At 42.3% G+C, this 21,033-nt stretch carries 22 protein-coding genes and 1 other RNA gene; 13 read left to right on the top strand and 10 right to left on the bottom strand.

Translation table 11 applies throughout. From position 1 onward, the window contains the following. Positions 1–23 precede the first annotated feature (23 nt). Together H6G14_RS13590 and psb35 are read left to right on the top strand one after the other, a co-directional pair. Positions 24–401: a response regulator transcription factor gene (locus H6G14_RS13590; RefSeq protein ID WP_190567910.1), complete on the top strand. Its 378-nt coding sequence runs from the start codon at positions 24–26 to the stop codon at positions 399–401. 155 nt (positions 402–556) lie between these two features. After that, a complete protein-coding gene (psb35, locus tag H6G14_RS13585) occupies positions 557–784 on the top strand; it encodes a photosystem II assembly protein Psb35 (protein WP_190567909.1) in 228 nt (75 codons plus the stop codon). 61 nt (positions 785–845) lie between these two features. Here the strand turns inward: psb35 and H6G14_RS13580 are convergent, their stop codons facing one another. Continuing rightward, positions 846–1,268: a tellurite resistance TerB family protein gene (locus tag H6G14_RS13580; RefSeq protein ID WP_010994995.1), complete on the bottom strand. Its 423-nt coding sequence runs from the start codon at positions 1,266–1,268 to the stop codon at positions 846–848. 57 nt (positions 1,269–1,325) lie between these two features. Further along, complete coding sequence (locus H6G14_RS13575) at positions 1,326–2,675, bottom strand: 16S rRNA (cytosine(967)-C(5))-methyltransferase (RefSeq protein ID WP_190567908.1); 1,350 nt, start codon at positions 2,673–2,675, stop codon at positions 1,326–1,328. A gap of 231 nt (positions 2,676–2,906) precedes the next feature. On the opposite strand from H6G14_RS13575, the gene H6G14_RS13570 reads away from it, so the two are divergent. The 3 genes from H6G14_RS13570 to H6G14_RS13560 all read left to right on the top strand — a co-directional run bounded on the left by H6G14_RS13570 (position 2,907) and on the right by H6G14_RS13560 (position 9,465). Continuing rightward, the gene (locus tag H6G14_RS13570) at positions 2,907–3,914 is read left to right on the top strand and encodes an NADP-dependent oxidoreductase (protein ID WP_190567907.1); all 1,008 of its coding nucleotides are present in this window, start codon (positions 2,907–2,909) and stop codon (positions 3,912–3,914) included. Between the two features lie 234 nt (positions 3,915–4,148). Then, positions 4,149–5,936: a ShlB/FhaC/HecB family hemolysin secretion/activation protein gene (locus H6G14_RS13565; protein ID WP_190567927.1), complete on the top strand. Its 1,788-nt coding sequence runs from the start codon at positions 4,149–4,151 to the stop codon at positions 5,934–5,936. An 886-nt stretch (positions 5,937–6,822) separates the two neighbouring features. Next, complete coding sequence (locus H6G14_RS13560; protein ID WP_190567906.1) at positions 6,823–9,465, top strand: EAL domain-containing protein; 2,643 nt, start codon at positions 6,823–6,825, stop codon at positions 9,463–9,465. A 158-nt stretch (positions 9,466–9,623) separates the two neighbouring features. On the opposite strand, the gene H6G14_RS13555 is transcribed toward H6G14_RS13560, so the two are convergent. Further along, on the bottom strand, positions 9,624–10,337 hold the full coding sequence (locus H6G14_RS13555) for a rubrerythrin family protein (RefSeq protein ID WP_190567905.1): 714 nt from the start codon (positions 10,335–10,337) through the stop codon (positions 9,624–9,626). Positions 10,338–10,862: 525 nt separating this feature from the next. On the opposite strand from H6G14_RS13555, the gene dps reads away from it, so the two are divergent. Both dps and H6G14_RS13545 read left to right on the top strand, forming a co-directional pair. Then, complete coding sequence (dps, locus tag H6G14_RS13550) at positions 10,863–11,429, top strand: DNA starvation/stationary phase protection protein Dps (protein WP_190567904.1); 567 nt, start codon at positions 10,863–10,865, stop codon at positions 11,427–11,429. A gap of 234 nt (positions 11,430–11,663) precedes the next feature. Beyond that, positions 11,664–12,380 carry a pirin family protein gene (locus H6G14_RS13545; protein ID WP_190567903.1) on the top strand — a complete coding sequence of 239 codons (717 nt, stop codon included), beginning with the start codon at positions 11,664–11,666 and terminating at the stop codon, positions 12,378–12,380. A gap of 24 nt (positions 12,381–12,404) precedes the next feature. Here the strand turns inward: H6G14_RS13545 and H6G14_RS13540 are convergent, their stop codons facing one another. After that, positions 12,405–13,142, bottom strand: coding sequence for a glycoside hydrolase family protein (locus H6G14_RS13540; protein ID WP_190567902.1), 738 nt, complete (start codon positions 13,140–13,142; stop codon positions 12,405–12,407). Positions 13,143–13,241: 99 nt separating this feature from the next. Continuing rightward, on the bottom strand, positions 13,242–13,793 hold the full coding sequence (locus H6G14_RS13535) for a 2'-5' RNA ligase family protein (RefSeq protein ID WP_190567901.1): 552 nt from the start codon (positions 13,791–13,793) through the stop codon (positions 13,242–13,244). Between the two features lie 140 nt (positions 13,794–13,933). On the opposite strand from H6G14_RS13535, the gene H6G14_RS13530 reads away from it, so the two are divergent. The 6 genes from H6G14_RS13530 (at position 13,934) to H6G14_RS13505 (ending at position 16,754) form a co-directional block, all read left to right on the top strand. Further along, the gene (locus H6G14_RS13530; protein WP_190567900.1) at positions 13,934–14,200 is read left to right on the top strand and encodes a YciI family protein; all 267 of its coding nucleotides are present in this window, start codon (positions 13,934–13,936) and stop codon (positions 14,198–14,200) included. Positions 14,201–14,236: 36 nt separating this feature from the next. After that, positions 14,237–14,333: signal recognition particle sRNA small type (gene ffs / locus H6G14_RS13525), an RNA gene on the top strand. Between the two features lie 26 nt (positions 14,334–14,359). Beyond that, positions 14,360–14,740: a phasin family protein gene (locus H6G14_RS13520; RefSeq protein ID WP_190567899.1), complete on the top strand. Its 381-nt coding sequence runs from the start codon at positions 14,360–14,362 to the stop codon at positions 14,738–14,740. A 156-nt stretch (positions 14,741–14,896) separates the two neighbouring features. Next, positions 14,897–15,292, top strand: coding sequence for a hypothetical protein (locus H6G14_RS13515; protein ID WP_011321092.1), 396 nt, complete (start codon positions 14,897–14,899; stop codon positions 15,290–15,292). A gap of 77 nt (positions 15,293–15,369) precedes the next feature. Next, the gene (gene queF / locus H6G14_RS13510; protein ID WP_190567898.1) at positions 15,370–15,780 is read left to right on the top strand and encodes a preQ(1) synthase; all 411 of its coding nucleotides are present in this window, start codon (positions 15,370–15,372) and stop codon (positions 15,778–15,780) included. A gap of 149 nt (positions 15,781–15,929) precedes the next feature. Then, positions 15,930–16,754: an alpha/beta fold hydrolase gene (locus H6G14_RS13505; protein ID WP_190567897.1), complete on the top strand. Its 825-nt coding sequence runs from the start codon at positions 15,930–15,932 to the stop codon at positions 16,752–16,754. A gap of 92 nt (positions 16,755–16,846) precedes the next feature. On the opposite strand, the gene H6G14_RS13500 is transcribed toward H6G14_RS13505, so the two are convergent. The 5 genes from H6G14_RS13500 to carA all read right to left on the bottom strand — a co-directional run bounded on the left by H6G14_RS13500 (position 16,847) and on the right by carA (position 20,950). Continuing rightward, positions 16,847–17,149: a DUF1816 domain-containing protein gene (locus H6G14_RS13500; RefSeq protein ID WP_190567896.1), complete on the bottom strand. Its 303-nt coding sequence runs from the start codon at positions 17,147–17,149 to the stop codon at positions 16,847–16,849. Positions 17,150–17,246: 97 nt separating this feature from the next. Continuing rightward, positions 17,247–18,227 carry a 23S rRNA (guanosine(2251)-2'-O)-methyltransferase RlmB gene (gene rlmB, locus H6G14_RS13495; protein WP_190567895.1) on the bottom strand — a complete coding sequence of 327 codons (981 nt, stop codon included), beginning with the start codon at positions 18,225–18,227 and terminating at the stop codon, positions 17,247–17,249. A gap of 98 nt (positions 18,228–18,325) precedes the next feature. Further along, on the bottom strand, positions 18,326–18,811 hold the full coding sequence (locus tag H6G14_RS13490; RefSeq protein WP_190567894.1) for a ribonuclease III domain-containing protein: 486 nt from the start codon (positions 18,809–18,811) through the stop codon (positions 18,326–18,328). A gap of 434 nt (positions 18,812–19,245) precedes the next feature. After that, positions 19,246–19,647, bottom strand: coding sequence for an STAS domain-containing protein (locus tag H6G14_RS13485; RefSeq protein WP_011321086.1), 402 nt, complete (start codon positions 19,645–19,647; stop codon positions 19,246–19,248). A 136-nt stretch (positions 19,648–19,783) separates the two neighbouring features. Continuing rightward, complete coding sequence (gene carA / locus H6G14_RS13480) at positions 19,784–20,950, bottom strand: glutamine-hydrolyzing carbamoyl-phosphate synthase small subunit (protein ID WP_190567893.1); 1,167 nt, start codon at positions 20,948–20,950, stop codon at positions 19,784–19,786. Between the last annotated feature and the right edge of the window lie 83 nt (positions 20,951–21,033).

Here is a 21,033-nt window from a genome sequence, read left to right as displayed (position 1 = left end):
TTTTGAATTTTGAATTGATTCATATGACCCAAAAAATTCTCATTGTTGACGATGAACCCAATATCGTGATTTTGCTGGAACAAGCCCTAGAAGCATTAGAAGACGAAGGAGTAGAACTTTTAACCGCCAGAAACGGAGAAGAAGCCCTGGAAACCATCAAAAAACAGCAACCAAACCTAGTGTTTCTTGATGTGATGATGCCGAAAATGAGTGGCTTGGAAGTGTGTCAGATTGTTAAACATGAACTACAAATGACTAATGTCTACATTGTGATGTTGACAGCCAAGGGACAAGAGTTTGATAAACAAAGAGGAATGGATGTTGGCGCTGATTTGTATTTAACTAAACCATTTCGCCCCAAAGAAGTTCTGGAAAAATCAATGCAGATTTTAGGCTTTTAAAAAAATTTTCTACCTCTAACTCTTATTTCCTATTTCCTATTCCCCGTGATCTGCCCCATGTAATAGGAAATGTTTCAAACTAGGGGGGGATGTAGATGTTACACTTTTTTTATACTCTATGAAGAAGTGTTGCGTAAATTAGGAACATATTACTTATGCGTATATTGATGCAGGCAGCAAATGCGATCGCTACAGGAGGAAATCACTTCCCCACAGCTTTTACCTTGGTGTATGTAGTCGGTTTTATTGCGGCTGTCACCATTGGCTCCATTGCTTGGTACAACTCTAAGCGTCCTGTTGGTTGGGAAAGCAAGGAACGTCCCGATTTTGTCCCTAAGGTGGAAAAAGAAGAAACTCCGGGTCTGGGCGAACCGAAGTCTTAATTAGTTATTAGTCATTAGTCGTTTAGTCAATCAAGTCTGGACTATGGACTTTTGACTATAGTTAATTTTGAACTTCTACCCAACGCCGATACAGTTGTTGGATCTGCTTTAACAGTACAGTATGAGCTGATTGGTTTGACTCGTTTGATTTTGCTAGATCCTGTAGTTTTGTCAGGAGCTTTGCTTCCTCAATCGCTACTTCCCCATCACTATAAATCAGACCACTAATGGCTTCGATCAAATGTTCGCAGTCTTCGAGACTAGGGCGATCGCCTAGATATTCTTTCACCCACTTGTAACATTCATTGGGTTTAACAGCAACTAACTCATACAGCCAAGGCTTAATCTCTGGATCGCTAGCCAAACCTTTAGCTTGGGCTATCTCGCGCAGATATTGCCGTTCTTCTGGTTGGATTTTGCCATCAATCCAAGCCGCACCTATCAAGATTTTAACTAAATTTTTTACATTGGAATCTGTCACCATCGCTGCCTCCTCTGGGAGATTCAGGCTTCAATCAAATCGTACTATCCCTGATAGTAATCATTCGGAAACGTTGGTTTTTCTTAAGCGCACCATGAAAAAGCCGTCCATGTCTTGATTGTGAGGCCAAACTTTCAGCCAGCCTTGCGGTGTAGTGTAGGTAGAATAAGGCGAATCGGGGCTAGGCGGCTCAATTTGCCAATCAGAATTTTCAGCCATAAATTCCGTAATTACTTTTTCATTCTCGGCCGGATGTAACGTGCAAGTGGCATAAACCAGCACACCCCCAACTTTGACAAATTTTGATGTATGTGCTAATAGTTCCTTTTGCAGCGTCGAGAGTTCCTGAACAGATTCTGGTGTTTGTCGCCAGCGCGCATCAGCATGGCGGTGCAAAGTTCCCAAGCCAGAACATGGGGCATCCAGTAATACGCGGTCAGCAACGTTATAAAATTGCGGTAAGTTGCGACTGTCACCTGTGCAAATTTCAATCGAGTGTAAATTCAGGCGTTGGGCATTCTCTTTCAGCTTACGCAAACGTGAAGCAGTGCGATCGCCTGCCCAAACTTTTCCCTCATCTTTCATTAACTCAGCAATGTGAGTCGTCTTACCTCCCGGTGCAGCACAAGCATCAATGATCACTTCACCGGGTTGGGGATCCAGCAAATGACCAACTAACTGGGCGCTAGCATCCTGTACAACCCACCAACCTTGACTAAACCCTGGAAGCTTTTGGATAGAACCAGTATTGCCAATGAGTCGTAAAGCTTGGGGTAAATGAGGAATAGGTCTAGCCAAAACCCCAGCCGATTTTAAAGCTGTTTCCACTTCTGCAACAGAAGCTCGTAAGGGGTTGACTCTCAAATCAATCGTTGGTGTTTGGTTCATCCATTCACAGAGTTTTTCCGTCTCCGTCAAACCCAACTGTTCCAACCACACTTTGATCATCCAGTCAGGGAAGCTGTGTAAAATTCCCAACCTTTCCACGGGATTTTCTGGGAGTTCGAGAAAATCTGGTGATGCTTCAGCCAAACGGATATATTGCCGTAATAAACCATTAACAAAACCTGTCAGTCCGGCGAAACCATTATCTTTCGCTAGCTCAACAGTAGTATTCACAGCCGCAGAAGCAGGGATACGCTCTTGATAACGCAGTTGATATAAACCTAAATGTAAGATACTGCGGAGTTCTGTTGGTTGTTGGTGCGATTTCTTTTTGGCGAGTTGGTCAATAATAAAATCAAGAGTTCGTTGTCTTCTGACACTGCCATAAAGTAATTCTGTCACTAGACGGCGGTCAATATCTGATAAATGTGCTTTTTGCAACGCCCTATCTAAAGCAACATCTGTATAAGCCCCTTTATGCACATCTCTCAGGGCAATAAAAGCTATTTGACGGGAATTAGTCATGGAAAATTTTTGAGTATAGAATTTGCCGTTAATTAACCTCACACCCTTTCTGTTCTTACTTTACTTGGACTTGTGTGTACACTTTCGCCCTTCTCGTAACTTCGCCTCCGTTAGAGACTCATCTTAATAGATATGACGATGACCTATGGACAGGTATAGCCGATCGCCTGATGCCAAAATGAAAAACATCATGTACTTTGGCCATCAGTTTTACTATGGAATCATTTTTCTATGGCTGATGCAGTCAATCAACAAATCGTCCTCAAAAGTCGCCCTGTTGGGGAACCACAGGAGAGTGATTTTGCTTTGGTAGAGTCACCAATTCCCCAACCAGGGGAAGGTGAAGTTCTCAACCGCACTATTTATTTATCCCTCGACCCATATATGCGTGGTCGTCTCAGCACCAATGCTTCTTACGCAGCCTCAACACAATTGAACTCAGTTATTGTTGGTGAAACAGTCAGCCAAGTCATTCAATCCCATCATCCAGAGTTTACACCAGGAGATTTTGTTCTCAGCAATCATGGTTGGCAAACTGACGCTGTTGCTAAAGGTGAGACTTTGCGTAAACTTGACCCCAATCAGGCTCCTCTATCCTATTATTTAGGCGTATTGGGTATGCCTGGTCTAACCGCTTACGCCGCTTTACTCGATATAGGTCAACCAAAAGCAGGTGAAACTGTAGTTATTTCTGCCGCTTCTGGTGCTGTCGGTGCGGTAGCAGGTCAAATTGCCAAAATTAAAGGTGCTAGAGTGGTAGGGATCGTTGGTAGTGACGAAAAGCGCGACTATATCGTCAAAGAATTAGGCTTTGATGTGGGAATTAACCGCCGGACGCAGGAAATCGCTCCAGCACTGCAAGAAGCTGCACCTGATGGTATAGATGTTTATTTTGACAATACCGCAGGTGAAATTTTAGAAGCGGTGTTGCAGCAAATTAACTTGGGAGCCAGAATTCCCTTAGTAGGACTCATTTCCCAATACAATGCTTCATCACCACCTCCCGGCCCGAATCTAATGCCTTTGCTCATTAAAAGAGCCTTAATTAAAGGTTTTTTGGTAAGTGATTATCAACACCGTTTCCCCGATTTTGTTCGTGATGTCGCTGGATGGTTGCAGTCAGGACAACTGAAATATAAAGAAGATATAGTGGTTGGCTTGGAAAACGCACCTCGTGCCTTCATTGGCTTGTTGCGAGGGGAAAACTTTGGCAAATTAATTGTCAAGGTAAGTCAATAGATAGTTGTCGGTTGTCAGTTGTCATTGGTCAACAGTAATTCTTCTTTGCTTCCCCTGCTCCCCCTGCTCCCCCTGCTCCCTGCTCCCTGCTCCCCTTTCCCCTGCTTTTTTACCGTTGCGTAGATAAAATTTTGATGGTTAGCGTGTACCAATATCAGAAGATGAAGTAATATTCACTTCTAAAGCCGTAGCCGTGCAAATCTCTTATTGTTGGCAAATAAACAAATTACTAGCATGATGTATCGCCACCCAAAGCTTGCAGTTTCTTGGCTGCCGTTGAGTATATTCCTATCACTCAACAGCATAGATTTTTTACCTGTGAACGCTCAAGCTGTTGATCGGACGCAACTACCAAATAGTAACCCTACGCAACCACTACCTCAGCCTCAAGATATCCAACCACCTGCACCTGTTCCTTTACCTCCGCCCCAGCAACCACAGCAATTACCGCCACCAGGAGAGTTACTCCAGCCGTCCTCTCCCGACATTAACCCACAGCAGCAAGTACCAGAAAATGCGCCTCAAACTATTACAGTAGAGAGGTTTGAAGTTGTTGGCAGTACAGTATTTAGTCAGGAAGAGTTAGCCAAGGTTACCACCGAGTTTACCAAAAGACCTATTACATTAGCAGAACTGTTTCAAGCTCGTTCTAAAATTACCGAACTATACGTTAATAAGGGTTACATTACTTCTGGTGCTTATATCCCGCCACAAACTATTAAATCTGGTGTGATTAAAATTCAAGTAGTGGAAGGTAGATTAGAAGATATTCAAATTACTGGAAATCGGCGACTCAAGCCTAATTATGTCCGTAGTCGGTTGGCGATCGCCACAGAACCCCCACTCAACCGCGAGAGTTTACTAGAAGCACTACAATTATTACAACTTAATCCGTTGATTCAAAATCTTTCTGCTGAACTTTCAGCAGGTTCTCGTCCAGGGACGAGTGTACTACAGGTACAAATCACAGAAGCAAAATCTTTTAATGCTCAATTAGCTTTAGATAATGGGCGATCGCCTGGAGTCGGGAGTTTTCGCCGCCGAGTACAATTAAATGAAGCTAACTTGCTGGGGTTAGGTGATAACATCAGTTTAGCTTATAGTAATACTGATGGTAGTAACACTTTTGATACAAGTTATACCTTACCATTGAATCCCCGCAATGGCACAATCAGCTTTAATTTTGGCACTTCATCCAGCAATGTGATTGAAGAACCTTTTAATACTCTCGATATCGAGTCTTCCTCTCGCTACTACGAAATCACCTATCGTCAACCATTAGCTCAATCTCCCAGCCAAGAATTCGCTATTGGTTTGACAGCCTCACGTAGAGAAAGTGAAATATCTTCTTCACTGTTCGACGAAGAACCTCGTTTACCGCCTAGTGTGCTTTCCCCTGGCGCTGATGATCAAGGACGCACCAGGATATCTGCATTGCGTTTCTTTCAAGAATGGACTACTCGTAACAGTCGGCAAGTTTTCGCAGTGCGATCGCAATTTAATCTGGGTATAGGTGCATTGAACGCCACAGTTAACGCCGAACCTCCCGATAGTCGCTTTTTTTCTTGGCAGGGACAAGCCCAATGGGCGCGTCTTCTGGCTCCAGAAACCTTATTAATTATCAAAGCTAATACACAGATAGCATCCAAAGGGCTTTTATCTTTGGAACAATTTGGTTTGGGTGGTCTAGATAGCGTCCGGGGTTATCGGCAAGATTTTCTACTAACTGATAATGGAGTTTTTGCTTCAGCTGAAGTACAAATACCAATTCTGCGATTATCCCAATCCGATGGTCTGTTACAACTCACCCCATTTGTGGATTTTGGTGTGGCTTGGAATAACTATCGAGAAACTCCAGACCCTAATACCCTAGCGTCCGTTGGTCTGGGTTTGCGCTGGTCAGGTGGCGATCGCTTTAGCGCTCGTCTCGATTGGGGGATTCCTTTAGTATCTGTTGATTCACAAGCGAGAACCTGGCAAGAAAATGGATTATATTTTTCGCTGATTTATAATCCTTTTTAAAATTTCTCAGAGTTCAAAAAATCTGGACAACACATTGAGCCTTTGTAGGAAATTACCCTGTAAAGTCTCACCCAAGTTATACCAATTCAAAATTCAAAATTCAAAATTCAAAATTAAGAATCAAGACAGGATAAGCGTTTGGGGCTGTATATCTGTCGAATTATTTTTTCAAATTGGTATTATCTGTTGTCCTATTTTGGTGAGTTGGTATTTCCAGTCTGTCAACCGTCAACAGCTATATATGCAGCGATCGTCCTCAACTTTGTATACAAAATATACAAAATTCATACAAAATAAGTAATAATACGCAAGAAATATTGAGGATTAAAGGTCTATTGTTATTATTTATAGTCAACATTCAATAATAAATTTCCAAAAGAAATTATGTATATTATTTGTCAATAATCATCATGGTGCAAAGTAAATATTTAGATAAGTAGCCATCATGAACTACATACACAAGAAAACATGAAAAAGTCGTTCCCTTATATCCCTACATCCCTTGTTCAAGTCAGAACAACTGGAAAAAACGGCATTGCTGATTAGTGGGATGATTTTTGTCCCGCATTTATGCAACGCCGAAAAAACAACCTATGTTAAGTAATGTAAAAATACTCTCACTTTTTTCGTAATCAGGACTTTAGTTCTTTTTCATAACTAAAGTTCTCTCTGCAAAACTTAAATTATTTACCATGTTCTACTTAAACAAAGACTCTCACAAGTCTTCAAATTTTGCCATCAACTTGTGAGTTAATCTAATTTTGGCATTAAGAAAGCTGAATAATTAATTGATGTGCATAAGAAAAAATGGCTGTTATAAATAGTAAAGTCTAATTGATATATTTCAACCGTATATTCAAAATATTTGAGGATTTGAGAAAGAATAATGCCAGGCAACGAGTGGGAAAAAATACGCCACATACTAGTTGTCCAAGACTTGCAAGGACAGCGCACTATACCATTGCAGGAGGCCACTTATTCTATTGGACGGCATCCCAGTAATGCGATTGTTCTCCATTCTCGGTCAGTATCCAGACAACACGCCATTTTACTGCGGGTAACCCTTCCGGGGACTGATCAATGTAGCTTTCGCATCATTGATGGCAACTTCAAAGGACAAGGAAGCACTAATGGCTTACTTGTAAATGGGACTAGATGCTTTTCCCACAATCTCCGGCACGGGGATGTGATTAACTTTGGGAGCCATCAAGCTCAAGCTAAATATTATGCTATTTCCAACATTTCCGAAAAAGCTTTTTTTGCATCTGCCGATGTTGAAGACTTATCAACATTTTTATCTGAGCTATCCCAACCTGTGAACCCTTTTCAAACTTTAGTTGTTGATCCTGAGTTTGAAGGCGCTAGTGAGACTGCTTTAGCTCGTTTAGCATCTTTCCCAGAACTGATTCCCAATCCAATTATTGAGACGGATTTAGAGGGAAGAGTCACATATATCAACCCAGCTGCATCTGTGAAATTTCCAGATTTGCGAGAACTGGGTCAGCAGCATCCGATTTTAAAAGATATTCTCAATATTGCTGAAAATCCCCAAATCAATCCGTTTGTCCGAGAAGTGACAGTTGGTCATGCAGTTTATGAGCAGTCAGTCCATAATTTACCAGAAAGCGATTTAATTAGAACATATATCATACGTGATGTTACTGAACAAAAACAAGCTGAAGCCGAACTACACCAGCGCGATCGCCTGTTGCAGGCAGTAGCAGAAGCAGCTAATTGGCTAGTTGTGGAAATGAATTATGACACTGCTATTGAAAAAGCCTTAGCTGTAGTGGGTGAAGCTGCCCAGGCAGATCGAGCTTATTTATTTAAAAACCATCCTCATACCATTACGGGGAAAATGGCAGTAAGCTTACAATTTGAATGGTATTGCTCCGACCTCCAGCCTTCTATTCAAGATTGGCAGAATAAGCCTTATCAGTCTGCGGAATTATCACGTTGGTACAGTGTTTTATCTAGTGGTAAATCGATCAATGAACTGAGGCGAAAATTGCCAGTGGCTGAACGGGAACTTCTAGAAAGGCAGGGAATTCAGTCTCTATTGTTAGTACCTCTGGGACTAGAAGATCAATTTTGGGGCTACCTTGGTTTAGCAGATTGCACTCAAGAGCGTTACTGGTCAAGGCATGAAGAATCTACGCTTTTGACAATGGCAGCTAGTATTAGTGGTGCTTGGCAACGTCAACAAGTGGAAGAAAAAATTCGCTACCAAGCCCTACATGATTTGCTGACAGGATTACCCAATCGCTTACTATTTAATGAATTACTGGCTAAAGCTTTAGCTAACGCATCGCGCAGTCAAGAGAGTTTAGCTGTTATGTTCCTCGACCTGGATCGCTTCAAAGTCATTAATGATACTCTGGGTCATAGCTTAGGCGATCGCTTATTACAAAGCGTTGCTCAAAGATTGCGTGACTGTCTTAGAAGTGGAGACACGGTTTCTCGTTGGGGAGGTGATGAATTTACAATTCTTCTACCCCGCATCAGTTATCTTGAAGAAGTCACCCAGGCAGCTTGCAGAATTCTCAAAGCTTTAGAAGAAGTTTTCCATCTGGATGGACATGAACTTTATGTGAGCGCTAGTCTGGGCATAGCCTTACTGGATCAACATAGTCCAGACGCAGAAGCTTTAATTAAACACGCAGATGCAGCCCTGTATCATGCCAAAGATGAGGGCAGAAATAACTATCAGTTTTACACCACAAGCTTAAGTGGTAAAACACCAGAACTGCTAACTTTAGAAAAAAGTCTGCGTTATGCCTTAGAAAAGCAAGAATTAAAAGTTTATTATCAACCCCGCGTTAATATCCTGACCGGACAAATTACTGGTATGGAAGCATTGTTACGCTGGCAACATCCAGAGATGGGGATAGTCGCACCGAGTATTTTTATTCCCATCGCTGAAGAAACTGGGTTAATTATTCCTATTGGTGAATGGGTATTGCGTACAGCCTGTATGCAAAACCGAGCTTGGCAAAAAGCTGGATTATATCCTTTGCAAATGGCTGTTAACCTTTCTCCCAAACAGTTCCGTCAACCCAATTTGCTAGAACTTGTCTCGACAATTTTAGCTGAAACAGGTCTAGAACCAGAGTTTTTAGAATTAGAAATTACGGAATCAACAGCTATTGAGGATATTGATTTTACTAGGAATGTGTTAGAAAATTTGCAGCAGATGGGCGTTGATATTGCCATTGATGACTTTGGTACTGGTCATTCTTCCTTATCTCGGTTGCAGCTTTTACCACTCCACAATCTAAAAATTGATGGGTCTTTCATCAAAGCATTGACCACAGATAGCAAAGTAGCACATATCGTTAAGGCGATCGTGACTTTGGGCAGGAGTTTAGGTTTGAGGCTAACTGCTGAGGGGGTAGAAAAACAGGAAGAACTTGATTTTTTAAAATCAATTAATTGTCAGGATGTCCAAGGTTTCTTGTTCCATAAGCCTCTTTCTGCTGAAAAAGCAACAGAAATACTTCAAGGTCAAAAAAAACACGCTGTTCTGTAATATCTAGTTTGATTGATGCTTGGGAATGGGTAATAAGCTATTCTGCTTTTGAGTTGCACAATCCATTGTGAGGGCTGTTGACTGTTGACCGTTGACCGTCAACAGTTAACAGATATTATTAGTAGTTACACAATTTTGACGTGCATTAGCTTATATCTCTAAGCTGCGATTTTTTCCTCAAGTAGTTTAAAAGTCTTTTTGGTAGCACCACAAATCGGACATTGCCAATCATCGGGGATATCTTCAAATGGTGTACCTGGCGCAATACCAGAATCGGGATCGCCAGCAACAGGATCATAAATCATGCTGCATTGTCTACAAATCCATTTGCGAGTGCTGGGATCTTCGCCAACGACTCTGGCGACTGGTTGTCCACCATTTAATACTTCTAAGGCTTCAGTGTAGCGATCGGCGTGGTAATTTTCGATAAACTTCAATAAGCCAAAGCGGTGTGCAGCTTCGCGGAAAGTGCTGGCGTGTTCGCTAGATTCTTGTGCTTGTTTGAGAAATTCTTCCGCAGCCGGATGATCGCGATCGCTCTGGGCAGCTGCGGCAAAATCTGGATACATTGTAGTGTATTCATAGGTTTCGCCTTCAATAGCCAAAGATAAACACCGAGAGACAATTTCTCGCTTTTGTTCGTCAGTTAAAGCAGAGGGATTTTCTACAACCAATTCAGGATGCAGTAACTCAAAATGGGCAAAAGCGTGTTCTGTCTCTTGCTCTGCTGTTTCACGAAATAGTTTAGCTAAATCTGTAAATCCCAGTTTACGGGCTACTTCGGCAAAAAATAAATACTTACGATTTGCCATCGATTCCCCACCAAAGGCAGCTTCTAAGTTTTGCAGTGTAGTAAAGTTTGATAAATCCATAGTTTTTGGATGCAGTAAAGTATATTTACGTAGCAAATACAGGTTCTAAATTCGGTAAATAAGCTGTTTTTTTCCATGAACAGCAACTTTACCTACATTTGCTGCCCATATTTATTTACCTGTTTTGTGAGGTGCGACAGGATAATTGTAATGCAGTTGCATTAAGAAGACGACAGGTATCTAATAAGCTATTCTGCTTTCAAGTTGCACAATCCGTCGTGAGGGCTGTTAACTGTTAACAGTCAACAGCCCTGATTAGTAGTTATGCAATTTAGGCACCCATTAGCTTATCAAGTCCAGTTAACCCTCTGCTATCACATTGGGCAGAGAAAATGAAAATAAAATACTGCGAATACCAATTTGTAGCGAAAAACAGCTTTAGGATAGCGCATTCATCGTTTTTCTGCATCTATCGCTGGCATCCATGTCTAAGATGAATGTTATCTATCGCTAGAGAGTTACGCACAAAAGGCACTTAATCCTACTATCTAGAGAGTCAATTCGCACGAGCCATTAGGTAGAATCATGAGTGATAATACTCTGTCATCACGTCTCTATCCCACCCGCATTGATATTCCGGCTGAAAAACGGGTGCAAATTGTTGCTATCCTCAATCAAACTTTAGCAGCCACTCTGGACTTAAAAACTCAGGCAAAACAAGCCCATTGGAATGTAAAAGGTACTGATTTCTATCAGTTACATGAATTATTCGACGAACTCGCTGGCGAATTAGAAGAGTTTGTTGATCTTGTTGCTGAAAGGGTAACTGCTTTGGGTGGATATGCCGTGGGAACAGCACGCGCCGCCGCTAAAAATTCGATTTTGCCAGAATTTCCCTTTGATATTTTGGATAGTCAAGAGTACGTAGCAGCTTTAGCAGACCGATTTGCACCCTACGCCAAGCATATCCGAGCAGCGATCACTAAAACTGATGATTTAGGTGATGCTGACACCGCAGACCTTTATACCGAAATCTCCCGCACCATTGACAAGCGACTGTGGTTCCTAGACGCGCATCTACAAGCAGCAGCAGTTAAAGAAGACGGTGGTGCAATTGCTAATAAAATTCAACAGCCAGCTGCTGTTAGATAAACTTTTTTGGGAATCTCTATAATTGCAATTTCATAGTATCTTTTTGGTAAGTACGCCACTTTTTAGTGCGTACTTTTCATTTTATATTGCCATACCTTACTATTTAAATAGTTCAAAAAATAAATTATAAAAAACAAAAATGTATTTTTTAAAAAAATATTTTGCCAAATTGAAACCATAAAAAATGTATTCTTTTATCACCAATTAAAAATTACCAATTAACGAGGTGAATCTATGTCTCAAAATACAATAAACCATCTAATTCATGATAGAAATGCACGGGGTCGTAGTCAAACAGGTTGGCTTGATAGTTATCACACATTTTCTTTCAGCAGTTTTTATGACCCCAACCGGATGGGATTCCGTTCCTTACGAGTAATCAATGACGACCGCATTGCACCTGGTGCAGGATTTCCCACTCATGGACATCGTGACATGGAAATTCTCACTTATGTACTCTCTGGTGCAGTAGAGCATAAAGACAGTTTGGGTACTGGTTCAGTTATTCGTCCCGGTGATGTGCAGATTATGAGTGCTGGTACGGGGATTCAACATAGTGAATTTAACCACTCACGCAACGAACCGTTACATTTACTGCAAATTTGGATTTTACCTGACGAAAAAGGATTAGCACCCAGATACCAACAGAAAGCTTTCACCCCAGAAGAAAAACGTGGTCAACTGCGTCTTGTAGCTGCTAAAGACGGACGTGATGGTGCTGTTACTATTCACCAAAATGTTGATATCTACGCCTCTATTTTAGAACCAGGTGATGTAGTCAATTATCACGTAAAAGGCGATCGCTATGCTTGGTTGCAAATCGCTCAAGGTATTGCCACCTTAAATGGTGCAGAACTCAGAGCAGGTGATGGCGTACAAATCAACGGAGAAGAGCAACTGAAAATCAGTACTAGCATCGGTACAGAGTTATTACTGTTCGATTTAGCCTGATAACTGATGTTAAATAACTCCCTCCTAAGACCATGACAATGGTTGAAGAAAGAGTTTAGCCTCAGCCTCTCGTCTGCGTCTTAATCCCGGCTCAACTGGACTACCCGGATTTCTATACATAATTAGAGTGGGTTCAATTTTGTCCCACTCTTGATTACTCAATACTCTAGTAATTGTCTCAAAACCCTTAGAACCATAGAAATTCGCCCCCAGGTTATAAGCAAAACTCAATAATGCTCCTTGTTGGTAAGGATTGAAATCTTCCCATCTAGGTATTCTCTCTAGAGGTGGTAAATATTTACGCTCTAACTGAAAAATTAATAGTTCATCCGCCTCTACTTGGGTAATTTTTTCCCCCAAAGACCATTCGCTACCATCTTTTTTTACAGTAGAACCCCAACCAATAGTATAAGGTTTACCTTTAGAGAGAGGGTCGGGATAAGCTATCAACTTACAGCCTTCAAATTCTTTGATTAAATTCACCCCTGGTAATGGTAATTTACCAGAAGCTCCACCATAAAGTTTTGCTATTTCTATTTGTCGCTGAATGGCTTTATTTAAAGCATTACGAGTATTTATCTCTACTACTCCATCAGGAGTAATATTTTGTTTTTGTTGGAATTGTTTGACAGCCGCTTCTGTTTTGTTACCGAAATCACCATCTATCCGACCTAGATCGAATTTTAGTTTAACTAATATTTCTTGCAGTTCGCTCACTTCTGAGCCTTTTGACCCTTTTCTAAGCGTCTCCGTGATACTCATGTTAAGTGTAGTTATTTGATTAATATATACACTTAATAATCAAACCTTTCTGTCTTTACACGCAAAGCATCTGTAATAAAAAGTTATATGTGATGCCGATTAGAGGAAATTAAACTCTGATTTAATCAGCCAACGTCTACCATCATGAATCAGCAAAGTTAACTTATCCGCAGTGAATTCAAAATCTAGTTGACGATTAGCAAATTCTGGCCAAGCAGCCTGAAAGTTTTGTTTTGTTAAGTCTCGAAATGCTACTGTCATGTGTGGTACAAAAGGGCGTTGTTTACCAACTGCGTCTACAATCTTCAAGGTAGCTTCTGTATGGGCGATTAACTCAGTTTGCAAGTTTAACAGTTCTGGACTTCTCTCGACATTGATATAGATGACACGGGGTGCAAAGGCATCAAAACCACTGAGAGTTACTGGTATCGACTGTTGCTGGCTGGCAAAATCTCTCAAGGATGTTTCCAGTATAGATATATTATTATCTACCCACTCAAAAGGTGGTTGTAGTGTAATGTGTGGCGGCGACTTTTGCGCGTGGCGACTAGCGTAATGATCTGCAAAATACTGTTTGATTTGGTTGGCGTAGTCTTGTATCTCTTGCGGCGGTAGCAAGGCAACGAAAAAACGACTTTTTGGTAAATTCAAAATTCAAAAGGGAACATTAAATACAGTAGTTGGAAAATTAACGATCTAAAAAACTGCGATCGCTCCTCACTTTATTTCCCTAAAGATAACATTACCGTTAAAAATATTAGAACATAGGATTTCTAGAGGTTGCAAGCAAAATGCCGTGGTTCGTCAAGTTAGAAGAAGGCAAAGTGGATAAATCCATCTTTGACCAATACGTGCCAGCTCACCAAGCTTACGTGAGATATTTAATTACTAAGGGTTACAAAGCCCGAACAGGTTATTGGGCGCAATTTGGCGGCGGGATGTTACTGTTTGAGGCTGCTTCGATGGCAGAAGCTGAGGCCATTGTTGCCAATGATCCCTTGGTGAAGAACGGTTGTGTCAACTTTAAACTTTACGAATGGAAAATTGTCGTAGAATAACGCACAGTTACGGAATTTGATGTTATATTATTAGTAGACCTGGATCTATGCGACTCCAACGCCTAAACCTTGTCAGGACCGGAAGGTAGCAGCAACACGGGATGCTTGTAGTAGGCGTAGTCTCCGGGTCGCCCTATTTATTAGGAGCTATCAGCAGCAATGCCTGGTTTTGGAGATATTGTTCAAAAAGCTTTTTACCTCGGTGTCGGATTGGCTTCTTACGCTGGCGAGAAAGCCGGGGGTAAATTAACTGAACTGCGATCGCAAGTCCAAAAACTGGCAGACGAGATGGTTGCCAAGGGTGAAATGACCACAGACGAAGCCCGTCGCTTTGTGGAAGACATGATGAAGCAAGCCCAACAGCCTCCAGCAACAGATGAAGCTCCAGAAAAACCGCCCTCTTCTGAACCTCGTCGCATCGAAATTTTAGAGGAAGATGAAGAACCAACGGTGAAAGAGGCATCAACAGAAAAAGTAGATGAACTGCGCCAACAAGTGCTAGATCTGCAAGAAGAGTTAAAAAGATTGCAAAAAGAATAGCGATCGCTCAGTTAAAAGTCCTATCAGCACAGTGTGAACTGGGCGTACTAGTACGTACCTGAGAATCTATAATATATGTGATCTAGGGTGTACTTTAGTGTTTCCAGTCAAGTAGCACTATGCGTCCTATTTTTTGCAAGCCAGGGCGTTAAGTTTATGGATCAATGGCAAAAAGATTTGATGGAAATGGTGGAAACTGCGGCCGATGAAGTAGAACGCTTCTTCTTAGGAATGGGTGAAATGGTAGATGCCTTTTTTGAGCTAACAGAAGAATTCACTGAACAAGTCCAAAACAGTATTGTTACCGAAGTTGACCAGTATTTACAGGATTTAACCGAGCCGATTCTGGATATCTACTGGGAACTAGAGGATGTTGTGGCGGATGTTGATCCTGGCTTTCCTTATTCAGTCGAAGCAACAACAGAACAAAATGCTGCCTGTATAGGTTGCAGTAATTACCACGGTCATGTATATGGAGGTAATTTGCTAGTCTGTGGTATGCACCCTCATGGGTGGGATGATGGAAGTTGTCCTGATTGGGAGCGAGAATAGCTTCGAGGGCTGGGTGCTGGGTGTTGGATGTTAAGTTATTAGTGATGGATCTTTACATTTCTTTGGACTAATAATTTATGAGTAATTCTTCATCGGAAACGGTATCTCAGCCTAGCCAGGAAGTTAAGTATGGCGAACGGGAGATTGCGGAAGGACAATTAATTACCTTTCCCAATCCGCGTGTGGGTCGGCGCTATGATATTAATATTACCTTGCCGGAATTTACTTGTAAGTGTCCATTTTCCGGTTATCCTGATTTTGCCACTATTTATATTACCTATGTGCCTGATGAGCGAGTGGTGGAATTAAAGGCTCTCAAACTTTACATTAACAGTTATCGCGATCGCTACATTTCCCACGAAGAATCAGCCAACCAAATTCTCGACGATTTTGTCGCAGCTTGCGACCCTCTAGAAGCAACTGTCAAAGCTGATTTTACCCCCCGTGGGAACGTTCATACTGTGGTGGAAGTTAGGCACACGAAATAATGAACGCCAGAGAGTAGGGTAGCAGAGGAAGCTAACAATTTAAAATCTGGTTTTGTAGGGACGGGCGGGAGCATCCTTAATTGTTCATCATATTTATTTGATTAACCCGCCCCTACTCATTGGGTATTAAGAATTTTCAATTAATTACTGTGACTGAGAAACTTAACATTCATATCCAAGGTCAAGGTTTCCCCATATTAGGATTACATGGACATCCTGGTAGTGGTCGGAGTCTTTCGGTTTTTACAAATCACTTATCAAAACGTTACCAGACTATTGCCCCTGATTTGCGTGGCTACGGCACAAGTCGCTTTCGGGGTAACTTTACCATGCAGGATCATTTAACCGACTTAGAAGCTTTATTAGATCGTTTGCAGATCGAGAAATGCTTAGTATTGGGATGGTCTTTGGGTGGGATTTTAGCGATGGAATTGGCTTTGCGCCTACCGCAGCGTGTCACTGGTTTGATTTTGGTGGCAACAGCAGCTAGACCCCGTGGTAATCATCCACCAATTTATTGGCAAGATAATCTTTACACAGGTATTGCTGGGTTACTGAACTATATCAAACCAAGCTGGCGCTGGAATATTGAAACTTTTGGCAAGCGATCGCTGTTTCGTTATCTCATACAACAACACACACCCACTGCATATAATTACATAGCCAAGGAAGCTTTGCCAGCTTACTTGCAAACTTCTCCATCTGCCACTCGCGCCCTTAACAGCGCCTTGCGTTTAGGATACAACCGACTCCCAGAGCTTGAGCAAATTCATTGCCCTAGTCTCGTGCTGGCTGGCGCTCAAGATAGACACATAACAGCCGATTCTAGTTTAGAAACAGCCCAACATCTCAAACATAGTCAGTGGCACTGCTACCCTCACACCGCCCATCTTTTCCCCTGGGAAATACCCCAGCAGGTAATAAACGATATTGACCTGTGGTTAGCAAACAACTCACAGGTAATGAGTAATTAACAATACGAAGTCCACAGTCAAAAGTCCCAAGTCAAGAGTTTAATGTAATCACTAATGACTAATGACTAATGACTATTAACTAATTGCCTAACTTACATCTGACCGCTAAAGGCAGGCTTTACTTTGCGGTCAAGACGTTCCCCCAGGTCTTCAGCAATCGTCAAGTTATTAGGTTTGCAGCGCTTCACGTTCACACCTATTCCTTGCGCCCCTTCCGTTTCTAAATCCTCAACGTAGCCTTTGATGGCTACCTTCGCCTCAGCAGAATTGAGAAAAGGCCCGAAGTAGTATGTGCAGCGCGGGTTTTGAGTAGTAATCTCCACCCACCAAGCCAAGCCAAAAGTATTGAAAGTATTAATTGTGGTTTCTTTCAGGTTTTGCCAAATTGTTTTCATGGTTGTCGCCAATTGATCAAAGTGGTACTGAATGTTCAGCAATAGAGATTGCTATTTTTTGTTGTTACATTTCTTTATACTCTTTTACTGATTATTTTCATAGAGGCTTTGGCAATTTATCTAGGTACAAAGTGTTTAATGAGCGTTGGCGGAAAATCTCATAAAGCGCCATTCCTGCGGCAACTGAGGCATTCAGACTAGGGGTCTTACCCATCAGGGGAATTGATACCAAAACATCACATGAGCGCTGAGTTAACATACTCAAACCTTCGCCTTCCGAGCCGATGACTAAAACAATGGGGCCTCGGAAACTGACTGTGTGCAGAGGTTCGCTACCTCCAGCCGCAGTTCCATAAATCCAGAAGCCCGCCTCTTTTAAATCTTCTAAAGCCCTGCTGAGATTCACTACCCTTGCCACAGGAAAATTTTCTAAAGCCCCTGCTGCTACTTTCACAACTGTAGAGGTGATCCCGGAGGCTCTTCTTTGGGGAATTACCAAGCCTTGAGCGCCAATTGCTTCGGCTGTACGAATAATTGCCCCTAAATTATGGGGGTCGGTGATGCCATCAGCAACGATGATGACGGGATCTGTTACAGACTTAGCTTGGGCGATTAGTTCATATAACTCAATATATGAGTAAGGGGCGATCTGTGCAGCAATGCCTTGGTGATTAGCTTGGTCGGTGATTTGGTCTAAGCGTTTGGGTTCCACTTCGTCTATGACTGCTCCATTTTCTTTGGCTTGGAGAATCAAATTGTGAAACCGGGGATCGTAACGCAGTCGAGGAGTTACCCAGATGCGGTTGAGGCCACGTTGATTTTCCAGCGCACTCAGTACTGGATGACGGCCGTAGATAATGTCGCTTTCGTTCTCTTCTTTGGCTTTGGCAATAGGTGCTGCATCAGAAAATTGACGGCGTGGACGCGGAGGGCGTGAACTGCTGCTAGAGCCAGGATTACTCTCCCCATTTTTGTGACTACGAATAGGATTAGCAATGACACGCTTACCCTTGATTTTTACGGGTTGTCCGCGATTCGCTTCGCTGGCAGTCTTGATTTTTTTAGGTTTGTTAGTCATAGGATTTTGGCGTATGGCGCATGGGTAGACAGTCCGATTCCTGTATGTACTGAACCTAAACTTAAAAAGCTTCCAATCGCTGAGATTGAGTAGTTAAATTATTCTTCTTTCTCTAGATGGATTTTCTGTAACAGTTCGGTTAAACGTGGGAAATCGGTGAGATAAAGGTAGCCTATTAAAGCTTCAAGACTCGTGGCTTGTTGATATATTTCGGGATCAACCCGTTTGGGACGACCTGTGGCAGCATTACGGCCTCGGCGGACAATTTCTAATTCACTTGCCCTCAGGTAAGGAGTCAGCGATCGCAAATGTAGCGCCTGTGTTTCTGCTCTTACTTGTGCTACTACTAAACGATGGTAAGCATCTGATCGCTGTAGTGGCAGCAGGTAAAACATTCTAACATACAGTTCATAAATTGCATCTCCTAGATAAGCCAAGGAAGCAGGGGAAATCTGCTGCAACTGTGTCCGGGAGATATTTTGAATTAATGGCGCAGTGCTTGCCAAGAGTGCTTGATTCCAAGATGAATCTGGCTTAAGGTCTTCACCTTGTTTATCTAGTAACTCTTCCTCCTGGGACTTCACAAATTCATCATTCCTTCACGGGGTAATATTAAAAAGCAAAGATAAAAAATTTTAGATGCCTAGTTTTGGCAGTTTTTTTAAATTTCAAAAGATATCTATATTGCCTTTATACTTTACTACATTTATAAGAAATCTACCAAAAGGCTGATCTTCTACTACGCCATGTTGCTACACCCAGATGAATTTAGTGCGATGAAAAGTCATTTCCTAATATATCTTTTTATTGGTTAGTTTGCTATGGATAAATACTTGGTCAACCTAAACTCTGGCAATCTTGAGCTTAGAGATGAGTTGTAAATTTTTTAGCTAGTCCCGGTTTCCTATTCTCATTGTTGGCTGTTTTACCTCTCCCAGACAGAGAGAGGTTTTTTGCCAACCTTTCTATAAATTAAGCTATGCCGAAAAATATCGGATAGCTTAATCTCTCTATGAGGTCAAGCACCCTTGATGTTTTCTACAGCTGCGTCAACTGTGGATTGCAGTGAGAGAAACTTCTCTAAGCGAACGAGCTTGACAGTTTGAGTAACGCGTGCATTGGTGACAATTTGCAAGGTTCCTTCGGCAGTTTGAGCTTGCTTGGCTAGCTGCACCAGAGCGCCCAAGCCGGAACTGTCAACAAAGTCAATTTGCGAAAGATCCAGAATAATATGCTTTGGGCCTTCATCAATTTTGCCGCCAAGTACCTTGCGAAACGTCGGCTCAGAAAAGGCATCTAACAGACCTGTGAGGCGGAATAGCTGATAGTTATCGCGGACTTCACGAGTACCTCTCAGGCTTACGGTTAGATTTAGTGGTTCAGCAATAATTCCCTCCTCGTCGTTAAAGTGAACGCTCAAGTATAGATGGTTTTTGGGCGTGTTGTCTACAACCTGCTGGGGTATGGGGATCGGGTAGTGGGTGTTGGGTATTGGGTGGCAAATTTCCTTTACCTTATTCCCGGTTCCTCTTTAGTTCCTATTCCCCAATCCCTTTTTAACTCACTTCTGTTGTAGTGGCTTGTTTTGTTGTCCGCATTTGATGAACAAACTGGGCAAACAAGTAATCAGCATCGTGAGGGCCAGGACTGGCTTCTGGGTGGTACTGCACTGAAAATATGGGTAGAGATTTGTGGCGCAGACCGGCAACAGTGCGATCATTTAAGTTGAGGTGGCTGATTTCTACAACTGCCTCAGGTAAAGAATCTGGGTCAATGGCAAAGCTGTGGTTTTGGCTGGTGATTTCTACCCGTTGTTGTAAACCGGCTGGTTGATTTAAACCCCGATGTCCAAATTTCAGCTTAAAGGTGTCTGCTCCCAGAGCGTGACCCAAAATTTGGTGTCCCATACAAATACCAAAAATGGGTTTTTCGCTTTGGAGCAATACTTTGGCTGTGGTAATACCTTCTGTAACTGCCGATGGGTCGCCAGGGCCGTTCGAGAGGAAAATACCATCTGGATTGTATTTGAGGATTTCTTCTGGTGATGTATCGGCAGGTACAACAATGACTCGGCAACCATAACTGGCTAAACGACGTAATATATTGCGTTTAACACCAAAGTCTAGGGCGACAACTGTCAAGGATTCCCCATTATTTACCGTACCCTCTGGGTTAAATTCCCAAACTGCTGTTGTGGGATCTGACCATTCGTAGACTGTAGAGGTGGTAACTTCCCGGACTAAGTTTAAGCCTGCCATGTTAGGAGCTGCTTGTACCTGTTCTAACAACTCCGCTTCATCCAAAATTTCTGTGGAAATACCGCCGTTCATGGCTCCGTACATCCGAATTTTGCGAGTGAGTGCGCGGGTATCTATACCAAAGATACCGGGGATTTGGTGCTGTTTGAGGTAGTCGGGTAAGGATTGTGCCGATCGCCAATTACTCGGTTTATGACAAATATTTCGGGCGATCGCACCCTGCACTTGGGGACGTGCTGATTCTTCGTCTTCAGGATTAACGCCTGTATTCCCCAATTCGGGATAGGTGAAGACGACAATTTGACCACGGTAACTAGGATCTGTCAACACTTCTTGATATCCAGTCATTCCAGTGTTGAAGACGACTTCGCCAATCGTGGTTCCCGTCGCACCGAAAGACCAACCACGGTAAGCAGTTCCATCTGCCAAGACAAGGAGAGCAGGTATTGCGTCAGACAGGGGCATAAGCGATGAATTAGGATGGGGACTGGGGGGATTGGGGATGGGGGACTGGGAATTGGAGAAATTTTTTCTCCGTTGCTCTGCGA

It is taken from the genome of Nostoc parmelioides FACHB-3921, assembly GCF_014696625.1.
GTDB lineage: Bacteria > Cyanobacteriota > Cyanobacteriia > Cyanobacteriales > Nostocaceae > Trichormus > Trichormus parmelioides.
This window is presented reverse-complemented; position numbering and strand designations above follow the sequence as displayed.